The organism is Acidovorax sp. T1 (genome assembly GCF_002176815.1).
GTDB lineage: Bacteria > Pseudomonadota > Gammaproteobacteria > Burkholderiales > Burkholderiaceae_C > Acidovorax.
The window spans coordinates 3,850,571-3,862,929 of the sequence record NZ_CP021648.1; the positions used below are offsets into that span (position 1 = coordinate 3,850,571).

12 protein-coding genes are annotated in these 12,359 nt (G+C 66.4%); 7 read left to right on the top strand and 5 right to left on the bottom strand.

Annotation, left to right across the window (positions count from 1 at the left end; genetic code table 11):
• Positions 1 to 68: 68 nt before the first annotated feature.
• Complete coding sequence (locus CCX87_RS17900; protein WP_087747922.1) at positions 69 to 1,226, top strand: diguanylate cyclase; 1,158 nt, start codon at positions 69 to 71, stop codon at positions 1,224 to 1,226.
• A 122-nt stretch (positions 1,227 to 1,348) separates the two neighbouring features.
• Here the strand turns inward: CCX87_RS17900 and CCX87_RS17905 are convergent, their stop codons facing one another.
• From CCX87_RS17905 to recA, 3 genes are all read right to left on the bottom strand, one after another.
• Positions 1,349 to 2,434, bottom strand: a complete 1,086-nt coding sequence (locus tag CCX87_RS17905; protein ID WP_087748270.1) for an IS630 family transposase — start codon at positions 2,432 to 2,434, stop codon at positions 1,349 to 1,351.
• 186 nt (positions 2,435 to 2,620) lie between these two features.
• Entirely contained in the window at positions 2,621 to 3,082 is a 462-nt protein-coding gene (recX, locus tag CCX87_RS17910) for a recombination regulator RecX (RefSeq protein WP_087747923.1), read from the bottom strand.
• Positions 3,083 to 3,188: 106 nt separating this feature from the next.
• Complete coding sequence (recA, locus tag CCX87_RS17915) at positions 3,189 to 4,286, bottom strand: recombinase RecA (RefSeq protein WP_087748465.1); 1,098 nt, start codon at positions 4,284 to 4,286, stop codon at positions 3,189 to 3,191.
• A 140-nt stretch (positions 4,287 to 4,426) separates the two neighbouring features.
• Here recA and CCX87_RS17920 point away from each other — a divergent pair, with 140 nt between their 5' ends.
• The gene (locus CCX87_RS17920; protein WP_087747924.1) at positions 4,427 to 4,945 is read left to right on the top strand and encodes a MarR family winged helix-turn-helix transcriptional regulator; all 519 of its coding nucleotides are present in this window, start codon (positions 4,427 to 4,429) and stop codon (positions 4,943 to 4,945) included.
• On the opposite strand, the gene CCX87_RS17925 is transcribed toward CCX87_RS17920, so the two are convergent.
• Positions 4,921 to 5,883, bottom strand: a complete 963-nt coding sequence (locus CCX87_RS17925) for a LysR substrate-binding domain-containing protein (RefSeq protein WP_087747925.1) — start codon at positions 5,881 to 5,883, stop codon at positions 4,921 to 4,923. The genes CCX87_RS17920 and CCX87_RS17925 overlap by 25 nt on opposite strands.
• Positions 5,884 to 5,994: 111 nt before the next feature.
• On the opposite strand from CCX87_RS17925, the gene CCX87_RS17930 reads away from it, so the two are divergent.
• The 5 genes from CCX87_RS17930 to CCX87_RS17950 all read left to right on the top strand — a co-directional run bounded on the left by CCX87_RS17930 (position 5,995) and on the right by CCX87_RS17950 (position 11,580).
• On the top strand, positions 5,995 to 6,960 hold the full coding sequence (locus tag CCX87_RS17930; protein ID WP_087747926.1) for a tripartite tricarboxylate transporter substrate binding protein BugE: 966 nt from the start codon (positions 5,995 to 5,997) through the stop codon (positions 6,958 to 6,960).
• 116 nt (positions 6,961 to 7,076) lie between these two features.
• Positions 7,077 to 8,006, top strand: coding sequence for an N-formylglutamate amidohydrolase (locus CCX87_RS17935; protein WP_087747927.1), 930 nt, complete (start codon positions 7,077 to 7,079; stop codon positions 8,004 to 8,006).
• Positions 8,007 to 8,131: 125 nt separating this feature from the next.
• Entirely contained in the window at positions 8,132 to 8,806 is a 675-nt protein-coding gene (locus tag CCX87_RS17940; protein ID WP_087747928.1) for a response regulator, read from the top strand.
• Between the two features lie 205 nt (positions 8,807 to 9,011).
• Positions 9,012 to 10,463 (top strand): sensor histidine kinase, encoded by a 1,452-nt coding sequence (locus CCX87_RS17945; RefSeq protein ID WP_087747929.1) that lies wholly within the window; start codon positions 9,012 to 9,014, stop codon positions 10,461 to 10,463.
• A 109-nt stretch (positions 10,464 to 10,572) separates the two neighbouring features.
• On the top strand, positions 10,573 to 11,580 hold the full coding sequence (locus CCX87_RS17950) for an MBL fold metallo-hydrolase (protein WP_087747930.1): 1,008 nt from the start codon (positions 10,573 to 10,575) through the stop codon (positions 11,578 to 11,580).
• Between the two features lie 63 nt (positions 11,581 to 11,643).
• Here CCX87_RS17950 and CCX87_RS17955 read toward each other — a convergent pair whose 3' ends face one another.
• On the bottom strand, positions 11,644 to 12,351 hold the full coding sequence (locus tag CCX87_RS17955) for a sporulation protein (protein WP_087747931.1): 708 nt from the start codon (positions 12,349 to 12,351) through the stop codon (positions 11,644 to 11,646).
• Between the last annotated feature and the right edge of the window lie 8 nt (positions 12,352 to 12,359).

The following is a 12,359-nucleotide window of genomic DNA, read 5'->3' on the forward strand; positions in this document are numbered from 1 at the left end:
AGGGTTTTCGTGCCCCTTCGCCCGCGCGCCGCGCGGCCCTCCCTCCTTTCTGGCCGGAGCCCCCCACCTTGCGCCCACCCGCCCGCTGGCAGCGCCTCAAGGACGTGATCCTCTCCACCGCCCCTCGGCGGCGCACGCTGGTAGGCATGGCCTTGCTGGCGATCACACTGATGGCCAGCAGCGCCGGGGTGATGCTGCTGGTGGCGCATTCCAGCACCGCCGTGAACCAGACCGCCGTGCATTGGTGGGCCGCCCTGTCGGTGGGCGGCCTGGTGGTGATGACGGCCTTCATCCGCTCAGGCAAAACCGCCCACCTGCGCGACCCTTCGCTCACCATCCCGCAGATGGTCTGGACGATTACCAGCGGTGCCGTGGCCTATGTGCTGGCGGGCGATGCGCGCGGTGTGGTGCCCAGCGTGCTGGCCATGATCCTGTTCTTTGGCACCTTCGGCCTCACGGTGGCCGAGGTGATTGGCATCGGCGTGTATGCGCTGCTGGCGTTTGCCAGTGCCATCGGTGTCAGCTCACACTTCAGTGCCAATGCCTCGGGTTACCTCGACACTGCCTACGCGCTGATGGTGCTCATCGTGCTCAGTGGTTGCATTGCGCTGAACCTGCGCATCCAGCGCATCCGCGCCAAGGTGCAGCAACAGCGCGAAGCCCTGGCCCAGGCGCTCGAAGTCAACCGCGAACTGGCCACACGCGACGAGCTGACAGGCCTCGTCAACCGCCGCGCCATGCTGGAGCTGATGGCGCTGGAGCACCACCGCAGCCTGCGCAGCGGCCGCCCGCTGCTACTGGCACAGCTGGACATCGACCACTTCAAGCCCATCAACGACCAGCATGGCCACGCCACCGGCGACCGCGCCTTGCAGGCGTTTGCAGGCACGGTGCGCGCCAGCCTTCGCGACACCGATGTACTGGCCCGCTGGGGCGGCGAGGAATTTGTGCTGATCCTCTCCGACACCTCGACAGAGCATGCGCGCGAGTTGCTCGAACGCATCCGCCAGGCGGTGCAGGCACTGGAAATTGCCCACAGCACCGGCACGCTGCACATGACGGTGTCCATTGGCCTGGCGCAGCACCTGCCGGGCGACACGGTGGCGCAAACGCTGGAACGCGCCGACCAGGCGCTGTACCATGCCAAGACCCTGGGCCGCAACCGCGTGGTGGTGGCGCCCGCTGCGCACCGCACGGCGGCAACCGGGGTGAGCGCACGGGCTTGAGCGCGGTGCTGGCAAGCGCATAGCGCACTCACCCACCAGGCGAACGCCCTCGAAGCCATCCAACGTCGATTGCATGCGGCTTTTCCAAGGATGCAAAGCGGTCAACTGCCGTTTCTAGGCTTCTAGTGTAGTGTTGCATTCTGTTTGGAACTTAATCGGCTATTGGCGCGGATGACCTTTTGCAGGATGTCGCGAGCGTTCTTGGTCCAGATGAACGGCTTGGGGTTGGTGTTGTGATGCGCGATGTACTCATCGATGGCCGAGACGAGTTCGGGCACGCTGGTGAACACCCCGCGGCGTAGCCGGTTCTCGGAGATGTCGCGAAAGAAGCGCTCGACCATGTTCAGCCACGATGCCGAGGTTGGCGTGAAGTGCATGTTGAATCTGGGGTGCTTGGCCAGCCACTCCTGCACAGCTGGATGCTTGTGCGTGGCGTAGTTGTCGGCGATCAGATGCAGCGTCTTGTCCTTGGGCGTCTCCCGATTGATTTGACGCAGGAACTTCAGCCACTCGATGTGGGTGTGGCGCTGCTGGCACTGGCCGATGACCTGACCGTTGAGCACGTTGAGCGCAGCGAACAAGGTGGTTGTGCCGTTGCGCTTGTAGTCGTGCGTCATGGTGGCCGCGCGCCCCTTCTTGAGCGGCAGCCCGGGCTGCGTTCGGTCCAGCGCCTGCACCTGGCTCTTTTCGTCGCAGCACAGCACCAGCGCATGCTCGGGCGGCGACATGTAAAGCCCCACGATGTCTTCGAGCTTTTGCACGAACTGCGGATCGCGCGAGACCTTGAAGCCGCGCACGATGTGAGGCTTGAGACCGTGGGCCTGCCAATGGCGCATCACGGTGCTGGCGCTGACGCCCAACTCAGCGGCCATCGTGCGCGTGCTCCAGTGCGTGGCCGCCTCGGGCTTGGTCTGTGTGGTTAGCTTCACAAGCTTGGCCACATCCACCTTCACCGGCGGTGCGCCGCGCGGCAAGTCGCGCTCGATACCTTGCAGCCCCAATTGCAGGTAGCGTTCACGCCAGCGCGCCACCTGCACGCGCCCAATGCCAAGCTGCTCGGCAATATCCTTGTTTTGCAGCCCCTGCGCGGCCAGCAGCACGATCTGGGCGCGCTGGGCCAATCTGACGCTGGTGCGCTTGGAGCGCGCCAGCCGGCTCAGCTCGCTTTCCTCTTCATCCGTCAACACAATCGTCGGGGCAACTCGCAATTTTTCACTCCAATGCAAACCGTAGTAGAGCATTGGAGCGTGGTTGCTCAATTAAGTTTCATTAAGAATCAAACACTACACTAGATTGGTAGCTACTGGCGCAATGGAGCAAAGCGCTGGGGGCCTGTTTGGCTCGAAACGATCGGTGATGCAGGCCTTGGACGCCTACCCCTGCCCGCAGGGCCCTTACTCGGACGCATCACCAGGGCTGCCGTCGCGCACCACACGGCGCACCACGTCCCCCGCAAACCCGCGCGCGGCCAGAAAGCGCATCTGCCGCGCCCGCTCTTGCACATCGGTGGCCACGCTGCCAAAGCGTTGCCGCCAGACGGCCTGGGCGCGTTCGAGCTCGGTGGCGCGCAGGCGCTCGGCCGTGGCGCGCACCAGATCGTCGTCCAGCCCCTTGCTGCGCAGCTCTTGCACCAGGCGCTGCGTGCCCAGCCGGGCGGCGCGGCGGTGCACCAGCGATTCGGCCACGCGGTGGGCGTTGATGAAATCCTTGGCCTGCAGGTCGTCGAGCACGGCGTTCAGGTCGTCGCCCTCTTGCAGATGGCGCGCCAGCTTGGTGGCCAGCTCGGCGCGCGAATGTTCGCGCTGGGCCAAAAGCCGCAGTGCGCGGCCCTTGAGGGAGAGGGTGCCAAAGCCCATGGCGATGTTGCTGCGTTATTGATAGCTTCTAGCGCTTATTGGATAAGCGCTAGCGGCTGATTTCACCCAAAAAGTGCAGCGAGCCCAACCGGCGCCCGCTGCTGCCTTACTTGTCTTCCTTCTCGGCTTTGGCGGGCTTGCCGGCGGGCGCGGCTTCCAGCGCGGCGGGCAGCAGGGCGATGCCCAGGCTGTCGCGCACCTTGTTTTCGATCTCGCGGGCCAGGTCGGGGTTTTCGCGCAGGAACTCGCGGGCGTTGTCGCGGCCCTGGCCGATTTTTTCGCCGTTGTAGGCATACCAGGCGCCGGCCTTCTCGACGATCTTGGCGTTCACGCCCATGTCGATGATCTCGCCCTCGCGGCTGATGCCTTCACCAAACAAAATGTCGAACTCGGCCGTCTTGAAGGGCGGGCTCACCTTGTTCTTGACCACCTTGACCTTGGTTTCGTTGCCGATGGCTTCGTCGCCCTTCTTGATGGTGCCGGTGCGGCGGATATCCAGGCGCACCGAGGCGTAGAACTTGAGCGCATTGCCGCCGGTCGTCGTTTCAGGGCTGCCGAACATCACGCCGATCTTCATGCGGATCTGGTTGATGAAGATGACCATGCAGTTGGTCTTCTTGATGGTGGAGGTCAGCTTGCGCAGCGCCTGGCTCATCAGGCGGGCCTGCAGGCCGGGCAGGCTGTCGCCCATTTCGCCTTCGATTTCGGCCTTGGGGGTGAGGGCAGCCACCGAGTCGATGACGATCAGGTCCACCGCGCCCGAGCGCACCAGGCTGTCCACGATTTCGAGCGCCTGCTCGCCGGTGTCGGGCTGGCTGATGAGCAAATCGGACAGCTGCACGCCGAGCTTCTGGGCGTATTGCACATCGAGCGCGTGCTCGGCATCGACGAACGCGCAGGTGCCGCCCTGCTTTTGCATCTCGGCAATCACCTGCAGCGTGAGCGTGGTCTTGCCCGAGGATTCCGGGCCATAAATTTCAACCACACGGCCGCGCGGCAGGCCACCTACACCCAGCGCGATATCGAGGCCCAGCGAGCCAGTGGAGACGACCTGGATGTCCTCGATCACCTCGCCTTCGCCCAGGCGCATGATGGTGCCCTTGCCAAATTGCTTCTCGATCTGGGCGAGCGCGGCGGCCAGGGCCTTGGCCTTTTCGGTGTTCACGGGCAATGCGGGGTTGGTGCCTTTGACTGCGACGTCCATGAGAAACTCCTTGAAAAACAACAGGTTGGATGCAGGCATCGCTCTGCGGTTAATCACAGGCTGGATGTTTGAACAGTAGTTTATGCGAGCAATTCAGTTCGCATAAAGCAATTTTTAGTCAGTTTGCCTGACAATTTGGCATGGCTAATTCCGCCCCCATCACAACCACTCTCACCCCGCCTGCGGCGCCGGACGACCGCTGGCGGCAAACCCACCTCGGGCGCCTCATGGGCAGCGCGCTGCGGCGCTTCGACGCCCGGGTGCTGCAGCTCATGGCGCGCAATGTCGAGGTGCCGCTGGCGCTGTCCAACCTGGCGGCGCGCGACCAGGTGACGGCCGCGCATGTGCACATCACCCGCCATTTGGCGCTGCAAGGCGACCGCCTGACCGACCTGGCCCAGCGCGCCGGCATGACCAAGCAGGCCATGGCCCACCTGGTGGACCAGTGCGAGGCCTGGGGCCTGGTCACGCGCACTGCCGACCCGCTGGATGCGCGGGCGCGGCGCGTGTGCTTCACGCCCACGGGCCTGGCCTGGCTGCAGGCGTTTCGCGACGCGGTGGAGCAGGCAGAGACAGAGTTTCGCGAAGAGGTGGGGCAGGACGTGGCTACGGTGGTGGCCATTGGGCTGGAGGCCTATGCCGGGGCCGCCGGCGATTGAAGCACCGCCCCTGTGTCAATAACGTCCACGGGCTCCGCGCAAACCAGCAGCCATTGCCGAAAGCACTGCAGCGCATGCAGCTGCGTGCGCCCTTCGGGGTAGCAAAACCAGTAACCCACATCGCTTTGGTAGCCGCCGCACTGGGGGGCATCGGCCAGGGGCTCGCGCACCAGGCCTGCAGTGATCTCGTCTTGAACCAGGCAGCGCGGCACCAGCGCCAGGCCCATGCCCGCCATCACGGCACGGATCATGGTCTGGAACTGATCGAACTGCGGGCCAGCCAACGGGTCGATGCCGCCCTGCACGCCGTGCGTTTCGCTCCAGCGCAGCCAGGCCTCGGGCACGGTCACATGGCGCAGCAGCGTGTGGCGCGCCACGTCGCGCGGGGTGTAAATAGGCCAGTCGGCCACCCTGGTGCGCGGGGCGATCAGCGCCACATCATTGCCCGTGATGTAGTGGGCGTGGGCGCCGGGCCAGTGGCCGTCACCGAAGAGGATGGCGCAGTCAAGTTCAGGCCGCTCGAAGTTGTAGCTGTGCACATACGGCACGAAATGCAACGTGACCTGCGGATGCTGCTGCTGAAACTGCGGCAGCCGCGGAATGAGCCATTTGGCGCCAAAGGTGGGCAGGCTCGACAGGTGCAGTGCGCCGCCGCCGTCGTCGCTGGTGATGAGCTCCAGCGTGGCAGCTTCCAGCTGCAGCAGCACGGCCTGCACGGCCTTCTCGTAGCGTTCACCGGCAGGGGTGAGTGCCAGGCGCTTGCGGGTGCGCTCGAACAGTGGCACCGCCACCCAGGTTTCCAGGTCCTTGATCTGTTTGCTCACGGCGCTTTGCGTAAGGTGCAGCGCTTCGGCAGCGCGTGAAACACCACCGAATCGCGCCACGGTGGAGAACGCGCGCAGCAGGTGCAGTGGAGGGGCCAGGCGGCGCAGCGACATGGTGGGGTGTACTCAAAACATTCCGAATTGGAATGTTATCAGGCATATCCATTGCTTGGTAGGTGGCATTCCTTTCGATAACCTCAGTGCATCTCACAGGAGAACTACTCTATGCAACGCCGTCAACTGCTTGCCTCATTGGCTGCTGTATCTTTCGCGCCTGGAATGTCTTTTGCCCAAGAAGGCAAGCCATTGCGCATGATCGTGCCCTTCCCGCCGGGGGGCGCTACCGACATCACGGCGCGCACGTTGCAAGACGCCTTGGCACGCATCCTCAAACAGCCTGTGGTGCTGGAAAACCGTGGCGGCGCAGGCGGTTCCATCGGCATGGCTGAAGTGGCCCGCGCCCCGGCAGACGGCCTGACCATTGGCGTGGCCACGCTGTCCACCCACGGCGTGAACCCCGCCGTGTACAGCAAGCTGCCCTACAACCCCACCAAGGATTTCGTGGGCGTGACGGAGATCGTCAAGGCGCCGGGCGTCATCGTGATCAACCCCAAGGTGCTGCCCGTCAAGGACTTTGCCGACCTGGTCAAATACCTCAAGGCCAACCCCGGCAAGGTCTCGTATGCCACGCCGGGCAACGGCACCATCGGCCACATGTGGGGCGAGCTGTTTAAAAGCAGCACAGGCACCTCGATGGTGCACATCCCCTACCGTGGTGCAGGCCCCGCCATCAACGATGTACTGGCGGGACAAGTCGCGGTGTACTTTGACCAGGTGGCTTCGTCGCTGCCGCACATCAAGTCGGGCAAGGTCAAGGCGCTGGCCGTTTCGTGGCCTCAGCGGCTGGACGTGCTGCCCGATGTGCCCACCTATGGCGAACTGGGCCATGCCGCCAACAACGATCCGTCGTGGTTTGGCCTGGTGGCACCTGCCGGCACGCCGACTGCGGCGGTGGATCGCATCCAGCAGGCCGTGGCCCAGGCCCTGCAGGAACCCGCCGTGCGCGAGCGGCTGGCCGGGCAGGGCTTGTACCCCTCGGGCACGACGCCCAAGGCATTCACGGCCCAGATCGCCCGCGAAATCGACAAAATGAAGGGCGTGGCGGCCTTCGCCAAGGTCAGTCTCGATTGAACCCAGGGCGGGCCTGCGGGCCCGTCGGCCATAGCCGGAAAGACTCAGGGATAACCACAAGGTCTTTCGGATCCGGGCGGCTAGGCCAGCCGCCCCAAATTGCGCACACTTTGCCTATGCATGCAGCCTTGAAACTGATCAACCACCGCTTCCAGCAAGCCCTGCCCGGTGTTACCGGCACGCCCGGCGTTGCCGCGCCCTCTGTCAGCATGGTGTCGCACCAGTCCGGCACCACCCCGCTGGTGCTCGACTCGCCGCACAGCGGCACCCACTACCCCGCCGACTTTGGCGCCGCCCTCGACCTGGCCACACTGCGGCGCGCCGAGGACACGCATGTCGAAAAGATCTACGCCTTTGCCCCCGCGCTGGGCGTGGCCTGGGTCGAGGCGCATTTCCCGCGCATCTACCTCGATGCCAACCGCGACACCACCGAGCTTGACACCACGCTGCTCGATGGCGTGTGGACCGACCCCATCTCGACCGACCCCAAGGTGCTGAGCAAGGTGCGCCTGGGCAAGGGCCTGATCTGGAAGTTCACCGACGAAGGCGAGCCCATCTACAACCGCCTGCTCTCCGTGGCCGAGGTGCGTGCGCGCGTTGACCGCTGCTGGCGCCCCTACCACGCTGCGGTGGCGCAGGCCATTGACGCGGCCCATGCGCGCCATGGCTACAGCATCCACATCAACTGCCATTCGATGCCCGCCGTCGCTGCCAGCCATGCCACCGAGTTTCCGGGCATGGTGCATGCCGACTTCGTGGTCGGCGACCGCGATGGCAGCACCGCCAGCCCGGCGCTGTCAGCGCTGATCTGCGAACACCTGCGCGGCTGCGGCTACAGCGTGGAATACAACCACCCCTACAAGGGCGTGGAGCTGGTGCGCCGCCACAGCAACCCGGCGCAGCAGCGCCACAGCATCCAGGTCGAGATCAACCGCAAGCTCTACATGGACGAAACCACGCTGGCCCAGCACCCCCAAGGCATGGCCCGCCTGCAGGCCGACCTCGCGGCGCTGGTGCACAAGCTGCTGGCCACCGACCCGCGCTGAAGGCTGCGGCGGCGTGGCGGGTGCAAGCCCGCGAACGGCCGGCTCCCGCCGCGGCGCTGCGACGCCTAAAATCGTGGCACAGGCGCGGCGCCAGACCGCACAGCCACCCACCAGGAGACACCCGCATGCGCATCCTCATTGCCGAAGACGACCAGGTGCTGGCCGATGGCCTGTTGCGCACACTGCGCGCATCGGGCGCCGTGGTGGACCATGTGGCCAGCGGCAGCGAGGCCGACGCGGCGCTCATGACCAACAACGAGTTCGACCTGCTCATCCTGGACCTGGGCCTGCCCAGGATGCACGGGCTGGAAGTGCTCAAAAAACTGCGCAGCCGGGGCTCGGCCCTGCCGGTGCTCATTCTCACCGCCGCCGACAGCGTGGACGAGCGGGTGAAGGGCCTGGACTTTGGCGCCGACGACTACATGGCCAAGCCCTTCAGCCTGCAAGAGCTCGAAGCCCGCGTGCGCGCCCTGGTGCGCCGCGGCATGGGCGGCACCAGCAGCGCCATCAAGCACGGCCCGCTGGTGTACGACCAGGCCGGCCGCGTGGCCACCATCGACGGCAAGATGGTCGAGCTCTCGGCGCGCGAGCTGGGCCTCTTGGAAGTGCTGCTGCAGCGCGCCGGCCGGCTGGTCAGCAAGGAGCAGCTGGTCGAGCGCCTGTGCGAGTGGGGCGAAGAGGTGAGCAACAACGCCATCGAGGTGTACATCCACCGCCTGCGCAAGAAGATAGAGAAGGGCCCGATCCGCATCGCCACGGTGCGCGGGCTGGGTTACTGCCTGGAGAAGATTCCTGGATAGGAGGCCCCCCTGAGTCGCTTCGCGCCTTCCCCCCAAAGGGGGGACGCACCCGGCGGCCTGGCGAAGCCAGTTCTACGGGTGCATTGGCGTGGGTCGCGCCAGTTTTACGCGCGTGGGGCCGATGTACCCTTTGGATAGGTAATGCAAAAATGATAGCTTCTAGCGCTTTATTCATAAGCGCTAGAAGCCAAAAAGGCTTGAAAACTTGAAAATCTTCCAGCGCGAGCAGCGCTCCCTGTTCGGCGAAATCCTGGACTGGATGCTCACCCCGCTGCTGCTGCTGTGGCCCGTGAGCCTGGCGCTGACCTGGCTGGTGGCGCAGGGCCTGGCCAACAAGCCGTTTGACCGCGCGCTCGAATACAACGCCCATGCGCTGGCGCAGCTGGTGACGGTGCAGCACAGCAAGGTGCAGTTCAACCTGCCTCAGCCCGCCAGCGAAATCCTGCGCGCCGACGACTCGGACATCGTGTACTACCAGGTGATGGGTCCGGGGCGCAAGTTCCTGTCGGGCGAACGCGATTTGCCGCCCCCCGAAGACGACGAGCGCCCCGCGCCGGGCGAGGTGCGCCTGCGCGATGCCGAGCTGCGCGGCGTGGAGATTCGCGTGGCCTCCATCTGGGTGCGCCTGCCGCTGCCCGAGGCGCCGCTGGCCCTGGTGCAGGTGGCCGAAACGCGTGAAAAGCGCAGCGTGCTGGCCACTGAAATCATCAAGGGCGTGATGCTGCCGCAGTTTGTCATCCTGCCGCTGGCCGTGCTCCTGGTGTGGATGGCGCTGGCGCGCGGCATCCAGCCGCTGAACCAGCTGGAGCAGCGCATCCGCGAGCGCAGCCCCGACGACCTTTCGCCGCTGGACGACCGCACCGTGCCGCTGGAGGTGGCGCCGCTGGTGTCGTCGGTGAATGACCTGCTCAGGCGCCTGGGCGATTCGCTGGCCACGCAAAAGCGCTTTCTGGCCGATGCGGCGCACCAGCTCAAGACGCCGCTGGCCGGCCTGCGCATGCAGGCCGACCTGGCCCAGCGCGAAGGCACCAGCACCGAAGAGCTCAAGCGCTCGCTGCAGCAAATTGGCCGCTCCAGCATCCGCGCCACGCACACCGTCAACCAGCTGCTGGCGCTGGCGCGCGCCGAAGGCAGCGGCGTGGGCATTGCGCGCCAGCCCTGCGACCTGGCCAAGCTCACCATCGAGGTGGTGCGCGACTCGGTGCCGCGCGCGCTCGACAAGCAAATCGACCTGGGCTACGACGGCGCCCAGCCGGACGCCCCCGGTGTGTGGATGGACGGCAACCCCACCTTGCTCAAGGAGCTGGTGCGCAACCTGGTGGACAACGCCATCAACTACACGCCCTCCACGCCCGACAAGCCCGGCGTGGTCACCGCCCGCGTGCTGGCCGACACCTTTGGCCATGTGCTGATGCTGCAGGTGGAAGACTCGGGCCCCGGCGTGCCCGAGGCCGAGCGCGAGCTGGTCTTTCGGCCCTTTTACCGGGCGCTGGGCAGCGAGGCCGACGGCTCGGGCCTGGGGCTGCCCATCGTGATGGAAATTGCGCGCCAGCATGGGGCCGAAGTGACGCTGGAAGATGCGCGCCCCGGCCAGCATCCGACGGGCGCACGCTTTAGCGTGCGTTTTGCGGCGCGCGACGGGGTGGCGGGCCGCTGACGCGGGTGGCTGCAAGGCGGGTGCGCCACAGGGACAATGCCCTGCGCGCCCGCCACAGTGCCTTTGCATCCGGCATCATGCGGCCCCATTGGACTGATGCTGCACCACGATGACGACTCCACCGCCCCGCCGCTTTGCCAACACCCACCCAGCCGTGGTGATTGGCAACTTCCCCTGGTATGAAATGGTCTGGCGCTCGCTGCGCGGCGACTTCAAGCCGCTCGCGGCGCCCGCTGGCGGCTACGAGGCGTTTGCCAGGCAATGGAGCATGCCCGTGGACCACGCGCGCCTGGCGCAGCGCCCGCAGGCGCCGGTGGTCACCTGGCTGGGCCATGTGTCCATCCTGCTGCAGGTGGCGGGCCTGAACGTGCTGATGGACCCCACCCTGTGCGGCTTTGCAGGCCCTCTGGGCCGTTTTGGCGCACCCCGCCGCGTGCCCGCGCCCCTGGCGCCCGAAGAGCTGCCGCCCATTGACGTGGTGCTGATCTCGCACAACCACTACGACCACCTGTGCTACGGCACCTTGCGCCGCCTGCACGACGCGGGCCAGTCGCCCCGTTTTGTGGTGCCCCAGGGGCTGGGCGACTGGTTCACCCAACGGGGCATGGGCCCCGTGACCGAGCTGAACTGGTGGGAGCACACCGACATCGCCCCCGGGGTGCGCGTGCATTTCACACCGTCACAGCACTGGAGCCGCCGCACACCGTGGGACACCAACGCCTCGCTCTGGGGCGGCTACCTGCTCGAATGGACGCGCCCCGATGCGGGCAGCCCCTGGCGCTTTCTGTTCCCGGGCGACACGGGCTACAGCGACGATTTCAAGGCCATCCGCCAGCGCCTGGGGGCGGTGGATTTTCTGGCCCTGCCCATCGGAGCCTACCTGCCACGCGATTTCATGAAACCCATGCATGTGAACCCCGGGGACGCCGTGCAGCTGATGCTGGATGTGGAGGCCCGGCAGGCCATGGGCGTGCACTGGGGCACATTCATGCTGACGCAGGAGGCGTTTGACCACCCTCCGCGCGACCTGGCTGCTGCCCTGGCGCAGCGCAGCCTGCCACAGGACCGCGTCTGGCTCATGCGGCATGGCGAGACACGGGCGATTGCGCTGGAGTAACCCCAGGCCCCCACGTCCTTCGGAAATTCGGCATGCCCGCCTTTCCGCCCCGGGCTCAGCCTCTCAGTCGCAGGCGCGCAGCGGCTTGCCCGCCAAGGCGGGGCGCAGGGCATCGAGCTGGGCGCGCAGCGCGTCGTTCACGGCCGGCAGGTGCAGCGTGAAACCCTGGGCCTCGGCGCGCTCCACCACCACCTTGGCGGTGCGCACGCCCTGGTTGCCCAGCGTGGCCAGTGCCCGCTGGGCGGCTTCTTCGGTGGCAAAACGGCCCAGCGACAGGCCCGGCTCCAGCGCCGGGTTGTTGGGGCGGTCGTAGGGCAGCTTGCGGGCGCGCAGCTCGGCGCGCTTTTTGGCGAGGGCCTCGTCGTCGGCAAAGCGCCCCATGTAAACCATCCAGCGTCCGGGAATGGTGCTCGATTCCAGGCTCCAGCTGCCCTGCGGCAGCGCGGCAGCGGCAGCGCGCACGGCGTTGGCCTGGGGCGCATCCAGCAGACCGGCCTGCAAGCACACCGTGGCGGATGCAGGCGCGGATGCCGATGATGCGGCGGACGCAGGTGTGGACGCGGGCCCTGCGGGTGCCTCACTGGCGGGCGCTGGCGGGGTGGCATCCTGGGCCTGCAGGATGCGCAGCGTCTCGGGGCGGATCTGCTGCGCCAGGCGGTGCGGCTCGGACTGCTCGACCGGCGCCAGCCCCCAGGCGCGCAGCCAGCCTTGCGACCACGCGTAATAGCCGGCATTGGCCAGCAGCAGGGCGATGACGGCAAGGCGCAGCATCGGGCAAG

What these genes read in the sequence shown, in the direction of transcription:
- CCX87_RS17955 (WP_087747931.1), bottom strand. Translation starts at nt 12,351, where the DNA reads ATGCTGCGCCTTGCCGTCATCGCCCTGCTGCTGGCCAATGCCGGCTAT.
- CCX87_RS17950 (WP_087747930.1), top strand. Translation starts at nt 10,573, where the DNA reads ATGACGACTCCACCGCCCCGCCGCTTTGCCAACACCCACCCAGCCGTG.
- CCX87_RS17925 (WP_087747925.1), bottom strand. Translation starts at nt 5,883, where the DNA reads ATGTCGCTGCGCCGCCTGGCCCCTCCACTGCACCTGCTGCGCGCGTTC.
- recA (WP_087748465.1), bottom strand. Translation starts at nt 4,286, where the DNA reads ATGGACGTCGCAGTCAAAGGCACCAACCCCGCATTGCCCGTGAACACC.
- CCX87_RS17940 (WP_087747928.1), top strand. Translation starts at nt 8,132, where the DNA reads ATGCGCATCCTCATTGCCGAAGACGACCAGGTGCTGGCCGATGGCCTG.
- recX (WP_087747923.1), bottom strand. Translation starts at nt 3,082, where the DNA reads ATGGGCTTTGGCACCCTCTCCCTCAAGGGCCGCGCACTGCGGCTTTTG.
- CCX87_RS17935 (WP_087747927.1), top strand. Translation starts at nt 7,077, where the DNA reads ATGCATGCAGCCTTGAAACTGATCAACCACCGCTTCCAGCAAGCCCTG.
- CCX87_RS17920 (WP_087747924.1), top strand. Translation starts at nt 4,427, where the DNA reads ATGGCTAATTCCGCCCCCATCACAACCACTCTCACCCCGCCTGCGGCG.
- CCX87_RS17930 (WP_087747926.1), top strand. Translation starts at nt 5,995, where the DNA reads ATGCAACGCCGTCAACTGCTTGCCTCATTGGCTGCTGTATCTTTCGCG.